The sequence below is a fragment of the Moorena sp. SIO3B2 genome (assembly GCF_010692525.1).
GTDB lineage: Bacteria > Cyanobacteriota > Cyanobacteriia > Cyanobacteriales > Coleofasciculaceae > Moorena > Moorena producens.
This window is the reverse complement of record NZ_JAAHHE010000261.1, coordinates 1-8,645: the sequence shown is the minus strand read 5'-3', so window position 1 is coordinate 8,645 and position 8,645 is coordinate 1. Positions and strand designations below refer to the sequence as shown.

Here is an 8,645-nt window from a genome sequence, read left to right as displayed (position 1 = left end):
CCACCGGCATACCGTCAAACAGAGGAATCACCCAAGTTCTACCCACCTTATAAGCCCCCTTAACTCTGCCCTTGCTCAGCAGGAAACGGACGCGAGTGGCAGAAACACCTAGTAATTCAGCGGCTTGAGCGGTAGAAATCATCATGGCGGTAAAACCATTGCTTTAACAATACTGTTATATTAACACAAATTCTCATAAAATGCAAGGGGTTAGAAAAACTATTGCATTGACACTATCTCTAGTTAGAGGGTGGTAAGTGTTTTAAAAGTTGTAAGAATGTTAAGGGTGGAAAGAGGGGTTAGAAAAAACTATTGCAGCGATGCAGCGCGGTCTTGGGGGTTTCCCCCACTCGCTATTGCATCAAGACACTGACGCACTATATTTGTCAGCAGCACACAAAAATGCGATCGCTTTTTTGAGAACCGGTATGCGATCGCTTTTTGAGAAGCAGTATGCGATCGCTATTTTGAGAACCGGTATGCGTACGCTATTTTGAGAAGCAGTATGCGATCGCTATTTTGAGAACCAGTATGCGATCGCTATTTTGAGAACCAGTATGCGATCGCTTTTTGAGAACCGGTATGCGATCGCTTTTTGAGAAGCAGTATGCGATCGCTTTTTGAGAACCGGTATGCGATCGCTTTTTGAGAAGCAGTATGCGATCGCTTTTTGAGAACCGGTATGCGATCGCTATTTTGAGAACCGGTATGTGATCGCTATTTTGAGAACCGGTATGTGATCGCTTTTTTGAGAACCAGTATGGGATTGGCCTACGGCCACGCTACGCGAACGCACCAAATACAACTAATACAATTCTCGTTACTGTTGCCAGCTCCAGTTCCTAATAGCAGTCGAAGTAAAGATTAAGACATCTTTCTGTTCCCTGCTCCTCTTCTCTCCTCCCACACTCCCCACACCTCCCACACTCCCCACCCTCCCCACACCTCCCACACACCCCACACCCCACACCCTACTCCCTACCCCCTACCCCCTACCCCCTACTCCCTACTCCACTTCACAACCAATTTCCCAACAAAATAAAAGCCGACCAGTAAAAGGGGTGACTAAATTCCGGCGTCTGCAACAGCTCCTGTTGAGCTTGACCCAGAGCTTCAGCCTTGGTAACTTTGCCTGTGGCTAACCTCTGATAAAAGTGAGTCATTAACTCTGCAGTGGCTAGATCGTCCACATACCAGAGACTGGCAATGGTACTGCGTGCCCCAGTACGCACTGCTACTCCAGCCAATCCCAAAGCCGCTCGGGAGTCTCCTGCCGCTGTCTGACAAGCACTGAGGACGAGTAATTCAATCGGATTTTTTTGCTTTTGATCCGCTGAGATCAGAGTATTTAACTCATTGAGATTGATTACGTCGTCCCAGGTCAGGAGAAAGGTTTCTTCAGCTACTGAACTGAATTGACCATGAGTGGCTAGATGGAGCACTTCGTACGCAGAGTTATTAACTTCTGTATTGAAGTTGGATTCAGTAAAGGATTCATTGAGTAGAATCAATGAGGGAACTTGAGCCATGATATTCTCTAATTCTTCCTTCACCCCAGGAAGTGCTCCTAAATTGGGACGATGGGGACGAGTTTCCGTGACTCCAGCAGCCAGAACTGAAACGTTTTCTCTGACATTGGCTTGAGAGTCGATTAATTGTAAACTAGGTGCTACCGCAATATTATATTTCTCGATAGCATAGTTTTCCCCGTCATAAAGCACAGACATGGGAATATTCCGCAGGGCTCCGTCTGGAATAAATACTAGGGTGAGGATGTTGCTGTTGGCTAGTTCCGCTTCAATGGGGGTGATTAACCAGTCGTGTATTGTTTGCAAGTTTTCCTTTTCAAGACCTCGCCAAGGGCTAGTAATAGTTCTCCAAGCCAAAGCCAATTGTTGTTCTATTTCTGTTTGAGGTAAGTTAGTGGTGATTTGGCGCAGAGGTTGCCCGGGCAAGGTGACAATTACTTCCAGGCGGTCTGGCAAGATAATGGTATAGAATATCGCGGCTTTTGGGTCTATTTCATCGATATTAACTGGTTTAGCATCTAGACAGGCATCCCTAAAAAAGTTGTCTAGTTCTGCTAGTTGCAGGGATTCAATCACATCTCGTGCTTGTTTGAGGTTTTCTTGAGATGCATTGGGTTCTAGGAGTAGTCCTACTAATTCTCGGTAGACTGGTTCGACACTTTCTCGAAACTCAAACTGAATATCGCTACTAATCGCGACTAGGTCGCTACGAATCGATTGCAGGGTTTGCACCGATTGAGAATAGGCCGCGATCGCACCTTTTTTATCTGCTTTTTGGTTGAGGATTCTGCCCAGTTGCCATTGCCATTGATAGGCTAAATCGGGAGCATTGACTTGTTGAGCAATTAGTAAGGCTTTTTCCGTTAAGTCTTGGGCTTCATCAAGACGTGATGCGTGTTCGTATAAGGTTCCCAAGTTACCAATAGCTTCAGCTTCCGCTCTTTTATCTCCCAACTCCCTAGCCAGCTTAAGGGCATCGGCGAGATAAGTAGCCAGGGAGTTGGGAGATTTGAGATTTGAGTTTTTACTTTTTGACAGGGTTTGGGCTAGATTAATTCTAGCACTTATTGCTGTTTGATTTGGAGATAATGTCGTTAAGGTATAGTCTATCCCTGACAATAACTTTCTGGCTTGTGACCACTCTTGTTTAGCTATCAATATACTTAGTTGATTTAATTGTCCCTGAATCTTAAGATCCGGTAAGGGAGATTCCTCCACAACCCGTTGATAGAAATCCATTGCCTCTTCTGTTTCCCCTTGTAATCTAGCTGTATCCCCCAAACTGAGTAGACTTTCAGCAATCAAAGTCTGATTTGGTAAGTTTTCGGCGATGGCTAAACTTTGTTGTAAAATTTCTTGAGAGTCTTGGAATTTACCCACTCGGCGCAGGATATTACCTAGGTATTGGAGGGCGGTACTTTTGAGTTTACTATCCGGTTGCTCTTGGAGAGTTTCCTTGATTTTATTTAACGTTTTATTAGCTTGATGATACAACCCTAATGATCGTAAGGCTTGCACTTGGTAAATCTGACTTTCTGTTAATCGATTTAGGTCTCCTAGGTCTTGGTAAATAGCACTAGTTTGCTTCCAATTTGATAAAGCTTGTTTGGCATCACCTAGAGATAAGTATACTTGTCCTTCCACTGACAAAATTTGGGCTTGTAATTCTTGACTTTCTTTGGTATTATGGAGTTGTGATAATTTGCTATAACTCTGGGATAGTATTTCTTGAGCTTGTTCCAACTTTCCCAAACGTTGATAAACTAAAGCTAGATTAACTAAGGAGTTAATCTCACCAATAATATCCCCACTCTCCCTGTAGTTACTAATAACTTGCTCCAACAACGGTATCGCCTGTTGATATTGCCCTGTTTCATAGAGGTGTTGGGCTTGTTGTCCTAGGGAATCGGGAATTAGGCGTTGCTGAATCTTCGAGTGAATGCGCGACCGTTTAGTCTTGTTAAAGCCCCCTAAATCATCCAAATTTGGGGGACTTTGGGAGTTTTGTTCCCCCCAGCGAGGGATTGCTCGCTGGGGGGCTAGGGGGGCAAAATTATACCCAAAATCAGCAGAATTTGATAAGGCTTTCCCGGATGGTAGTAAACAGGTTAATGCGATGGCAATTACAAATGATAGTTTTTTCATAATAATTAATTAAGGGAATTGGGAATAGGGAATAGTAATAATAGTTGATTAACTCTTGCCTCTTGCCTCTTGCCTTTCTTTCAGAGAGTATGTTCACCTTTTAAATAAAAATGCTATAGCAATTTTATATCCCATAAGGTACCTATTATCCCCCTAAATCCCCCTTAATAAGGGGGACTTTGAGGTTGAAAAGCGTACCTCATAACTACGATAAACGCTATATATTACTCTTCCCTACTCCCTGCTCCCTGCTCCCTACTCCCGATTCCCGAATGACAATCAAGATGGGGCAATATCTGCTCAACAGGAGTACCCCTAAACGGTTGCGCCGTCAGAATAATTGTGCCATCCTTGGCTCTGACCCAGCCTTGGGCTTCGATAATCACTTTTTTTTCTTGGGCAGGTTGAGGGCGTCTGACATTAGGTTGTTGCTGCAATTTTTGTCTCCTGGTGCTGGCTGAGCCAGGACGAGTTCTCCAGCCCACTGTTCTGTCGGTATTAATCACCGGATCTAATCGAGTCGGTGGTAAACCCCCTTTGCCGGTAATGGTAAAGGAACTGCCGCCAGCAATCCGATTATTCTCAAAGCCACAAAGGTCATTGGCGAGGATTGCTTCTGCATCGACTAGGCTTGCTGGTAATTCGGTTAAGCCTGAGGTGGGGTCTACGTCTGGGGTATTAAGGATTACTTCACCGCTGAAAGATGGGCCAAGGGTGGAGGTGGCGGTGATGTCATTGTCTGGAGTTAGACGATCCCGGAACTCTAAGCCAAAGATGCCTTGGGCATTAATCTCAACACGACCTCCTGGGCCAAATTCAGCATTGGCGGTGATGTCGCTATTTCCGAGACCGACTAGGGTATCAGTATTAATTTCTATATTTCCCCCATCAGTATTCTGGGCGTTAGTGGTAATGTTGCTTTCGTCGAGGAGTCGGATATCACGAGCTTCTAGGATAATATTGCCTTCTTTTCCTGCTGTTTCTGCTGTGATGATTCCTTTGTTGTCAAGGAAGATGGAGTTGGCATTAATCTCTACCCTGCCTGCTGAACTCCCCGGTTGAATGCTTCTAGCGCTAACTTCTGCTCCATCAGAGATTATTAACTTATCAGTGGTAATATTCAACAACTCTCCTGCATTTCCTGTTGCTTCTCGATTAGCTTGAATCAATAATCCGCTGGTAAACTCACCATTGGCTGATGTACCAATCACTTGAACAGAATCAGAGGCATTCACTCTCAAGGTTCCTCCGTTCCCTTCACCTCTTGTGTTAGCGCTAACTTGTCCTCCATCTTGAACAAGTAACTTCCCAGTAGTAATACTTAAATTTCCAGCTTTTCCTATCCCTTGAGTTTGAGTAGACAAGACGCTGGGAAACTCAGCACCAATTACTTGAACTTCAGAGGCGTTCACACTCAAGCTTCCTGCGTCTCCTTCACCACGAGTAATAGTATCCACTTGTCCTCCATTCTGAAGCAAAAAAAAGTCAGTGTTAATCAGAATGTCTCCCCCATCTCCCGCACCAGAAGTGAAAGCAGAGAGGCCGCTAGGAAATCGAACTTGAATCAACCCATCAATAACTTTCACAGACTCAGAAGCATTCACAGTCACGTTTCCTGCCTTTCCCTCTTCAAAAGCGTTACTTGATAGGTTTGCTCCATCCCTAAGGGTCAACTGACGAACATCGATGGTTATATCTCCACCGGGTAATGAGGTGAATGTGCTTGCTCTAACGATAGAGGTTCTACCAATATCTAACTGTGAACCCCGGATGGAAATTGCGCCGTCACTGTCTTGGGCAGCCAGGTCATTTTCTTCTTCAACGCTGGTACTGATAAAAGACCTCAGTATTCCGATATCCCGAAAGTTCTCAATACCTTCGTATCCCAAAACCCAACCTTTCCCTTTTGGTGTCAAACTTACCATACCTGGACCAGCAACACTACCCAGTTCAATCCGTCCACCTCGTGCTTCTAGAAAAAATCCTTCTAAGGTAATATCGCTTCCTACAAGAGCTAAGGTTTTACCCGGTTGCACTCTTAGCCCTAGTCCTTGAAAGAAACTCTGGACACCACTAATTCCTTGTGCCCTAATACTGCCTGAGTTTTCTCCATATTGCAAACCAAGAGGCCCCTTAATCGTTAACAGAGGTGGAGCATCTGGGTTGGTGGCGCTGAATTGAAAACCATTGTCAAACACCACGCTGTTGGCAGTACTCCCAAAAAATGAGCCTCCCAAATCTAGGCTGCTATTGGGACCAAAGACAATACCGTTGGGATTTATCAGAAATAAGTTAGCATTTCCCAACACTCCCAGAGTCCCTAAAATATTGGAAACATTACCTCCAGTTACCCGACTCAGGATGTTCTCAATTCCAGCCGGATTAGCAAAATAAACCCGTCCCATCTCACCCACATTAAAATCTGAAAAGCTGTGGAAGAGATTACTGTCTCTAATCGCGCCACCTTCAATTAAATCTGCTAGGGCACCCTTAATAGTCACATTGGGCGTTACCACAGACCGTTCATTACCGAGGGTATTATCTGGAGTAATTTGCCCTAATGCGGTAGTTGCAGCCAGTAGAGAACACAGAACAAAGGGACTTGCTTGCAGAAGTCCGTAAACCACAGCTTTCATGTTAATCAATCAAAATGCTCCCGATGTCTGGGATTATTTCATAAAATACCTGTTGATTCTGTTAAGTTTTATTAGGTAGGGTGGGCAAAGTAATCTATTCGTGACGAATCAAAACAAGCAAACGGTTTTTCCGTAAGCATTCAGCCGTCAGCTGTCAGCCGTCAGCTAAAGGCTCACCCTGGGCGAACAGCTTTTTGGCACATGCCACAAGCGCTGTGACTTTACTCAGATTAAACTTTTGCTTACCTGTTTTATTCAAAAGCTGTTCCCTTAGCTTGCCGATAGCCCATAAGTAGGGTAGGGTGGGCAACGTAATCATTTAGTGACCAATCAAAAGAAGCAAACTGTTTTTGCCCACCCTACAAGCTGAATCCTTAGCTGACTTGCCGATAGCCCATAAGTAGGGTAGGGTGGGCAACGTAATCATGTAGTGACCAATCAAAATCACCAAACTGTTTTTGCCCACCCTACTCAAAGTAGAGTAGGGTAGGGTGGGCAACGTAATCATGTAGTGACCAATCAAAATCACCAAACTGTTTTTGCCCACCCTACAAGCTGAATCCTTAGCTCACCTTATAATCAGAAATCGTCTCAATCCACACCCTAGCCCCACATTTTAATGGATCATCTGGACGATACATCACCCGACAGGGGCCATTGACTTCTACCGTATGACCGTAAGTATTTTTAGAACCCCGTTTCACCGTGATCACAGGGTTGCGCTCCCCGCTCTTGAGATTTTGGCGAATTACCTTCTGATTAACGTGAATCACAGCCTTAGTGTACTCCGTGCGCTTTGACCAATTCCGCTTCGGTCCGCGAGTACCAGGAGTGACCACCGGCATACCATCAAACAGAGGAATCACCCAAGTCCTACCCACCTTATAAGCCCCCTTCACTCTGCCTTTGCTCAGCAGGAAACGGACGCGAGTGGCAGAAACACCTAGTAATTCAGCGGCTTGGGCGGTAGAAATCATCATGGCAGCAAAACCATTGCTTTAACGTTACTGTTAACTTAACACAAATTCTCATAAAATGCAAGGGGTTAGAAAAACTATTGCAGCGATGCAGCGCGGTCTTGGGGGTTTCCCCCACTCGCTATTGCATCAAGACATTGACACTATCTTTAGCTAGAGAGTGGTAAGGGTGGTAAGAGGGGTTAGAAAAACTGTTGCATTAACGCTATAGCAGAAGTCAGAAGTCAGAAGTAAAACTATTGCTATACTTAGCTTTGAGACTTTTGTCATGTCCTAACTGCCCTGGCGACTGCTATATCTGAGTTTAGGGGTTTTAAGGGTGGTAAGAGAGGAAAAAGTTTAAAGGGTCACAAAAACTGTTGCACTGACACTATCTCTAGCTAGAGGGTGGTAAAAGTTGTAAAGGTTGTAAGTGTGGTTTTAGTGGGAAAAGGGGTCAGAAAACTGTTGCACTGACGCACTGATGAGCAGCCCATATTGCGATCGCGTAGCGGTGCCTGCGGCACATCGCAGAGAACCGGTATGCGATCGCGTTTACAGAACCAGTATGCGATCGCGTAGCGGTGCCTGCGGCACATCGCGTTTACAGAACCAGTATGCGATCGCGTAGCGGTGCCTGCGGCACATCGCAGAGAACCGGTATGCGATCGCGTAGCGGTGCCTGCGGCACATCGCAGAGAACCGGTATGCGATCGCACCAAATACAACTAATACAATTCTCGTTACTGTTCCGATCTCCCCATCTCCCCATCTCCCCATCTCCCCATCTCCCCATCTCCCCATCTCCCCACTCCCGATTACCGATTACCAATAGTTTCTCTAAAAGCTGGACGTTGAGACAAACGCATCACATAATCAGCAACAGCTGGATACTCCTTCAAATCCAAATTTACCAGTATTTTGGCATAAGCTAAATAAGACCCTACTGCAATATCCGCCACACTTAAATTATCCCCTAACAAAAACGGTTTATCGGTTAATATTTCATTTAGTGGCTTCAACAAACGGGGCGTTTCTTTCTCCCGTCTATCGTCCAAAAACAATTCTAGTCCTAAGGTAGCATTAGCAAACAACACCCACTGCACAATGTCTGACTGTTCTTCCAGAGAACTAGGGGTTTCTCCATACTTATTAGCTAGGTAAACCAAAATTGCTCCCGACTCCCAAAGTTTGAAGTCCCCATCTACAATTGCTGGCACCTTCCCCATCGGATTAATCGACAGGTATTCCTGCTGTTTATGCTCTCCAGCTTTCATATCCAGCAAGATATACTCATAGGGCACTCCCAACTCCTCAAGATACCACTGCACAATCGCAGCTCGGCTCCGAAGAGCACCATAAAGTTTTAGTTGTGCAGA

General features: G+C 45.2%; 8 protein-coding genes. 1 reads left to right on the top strand and 7 read right to left on the bottom strand.

The genetic code is table 11. The annotated features are described in order from the left end of the window. Positions 1-145, bottom strand: a 145-nt coding sequence (locus F6K38_RS30345; protein WP_287358789.1) for a helix-turn-helix domain-containing protein, incomplete at its 3' end; no start/stop codon positions are given. Positions 146-320: 175 nt separating this feature from the next. Here F6K38_RS30345 and F6K38_RS30340 point away from each other — a divergent pair. Then, complete coding sequence (locus F6K38_RS30340; RefSeq protein ID WP_287358786.1) at positions 321-497, top strand: hypothetical protein; 177 nt, start codon at positions 321-323, stop codon at positions 495-497. A gap of 519 nt (positions 498-1,016) precedes the next feature. Here the strand turns inward: F6K38_RS30340 and F6K38_RS30335 are convergent. From F6K38_RS30335 to F6K38_RS30310, 6 genes are all read right to left on the bottom strand, one after another. After that, positions 1,017-3,674, bottom strand: a complete 2,658-nt coding sequence (locus F6K38_RS30335; protein WP_287265931.1) for a CHAT domain-containing protein — start codon at positions 3,672-3,674, stop codon at positions 1,017-1,019. Positions 3,675-3,898: 224 nt separating this feature from the next. After that, the gene (locus F6K38_RS30330) at positions 3,899-6,310 is read right to left on the bottom strand and encodes a two-partner secretion domain-containing protein (RefSeq protein WP_287358787.1); all 2,412 of its coding nucleotides are present in this window, start codon (positions 6,308-6,310) and stop codon (positions 3,899-3,901) included. 319 nt (positions 6,311-6,629) lie between these two features. After that, positions 6,630-6,857, bottom strand: coding sequence for a hypothetical protein (locus F6K38_RS30325; RefSeq protein ID WP_044493093.1), 228 nt, complete (start codon positions 6,855-6,857; stop codon positions 6,630-6,632). A 16-nt stretch (positions 6,858-6,873) separates the two neighbouring features. Further along, the gene (locus F6K38_RS30320; protein WP_008183917.1) at positions 6,874-7,290 is read right to left on the bottom strand and encodes a helix-turn-helix domain-containing protein; all 417 of its coding nucleotides are present in this window, start codon (positions 7,288-7,290) and stop codon (positions 6,874-6,876) included. Between the two features lie 377 nt (positions 7,291-7,667). Beyond that, positions 7,668-7,985 carry a hypothetical protein gene (locus tag F6K38_RS30315; protein WP_287254765.1) on the bottom strand — a complete coding sequence of 106 codons (318 nt, stop codon included), beginning with the start codon at positions 7,983-7,985 and terminating at the stop codon, positions 7,668-7,670. A 99-nt stretch (positions 7,986-8,084) separates the two neighbouring features. Then, the coding region (locus F6K38_RS30310) for a glutathione S-transferase family protein (protein ID WP_287358784.1) at positions 8,085-8,645 on the bottom strand (561 nt) is incomplete at its 5' end.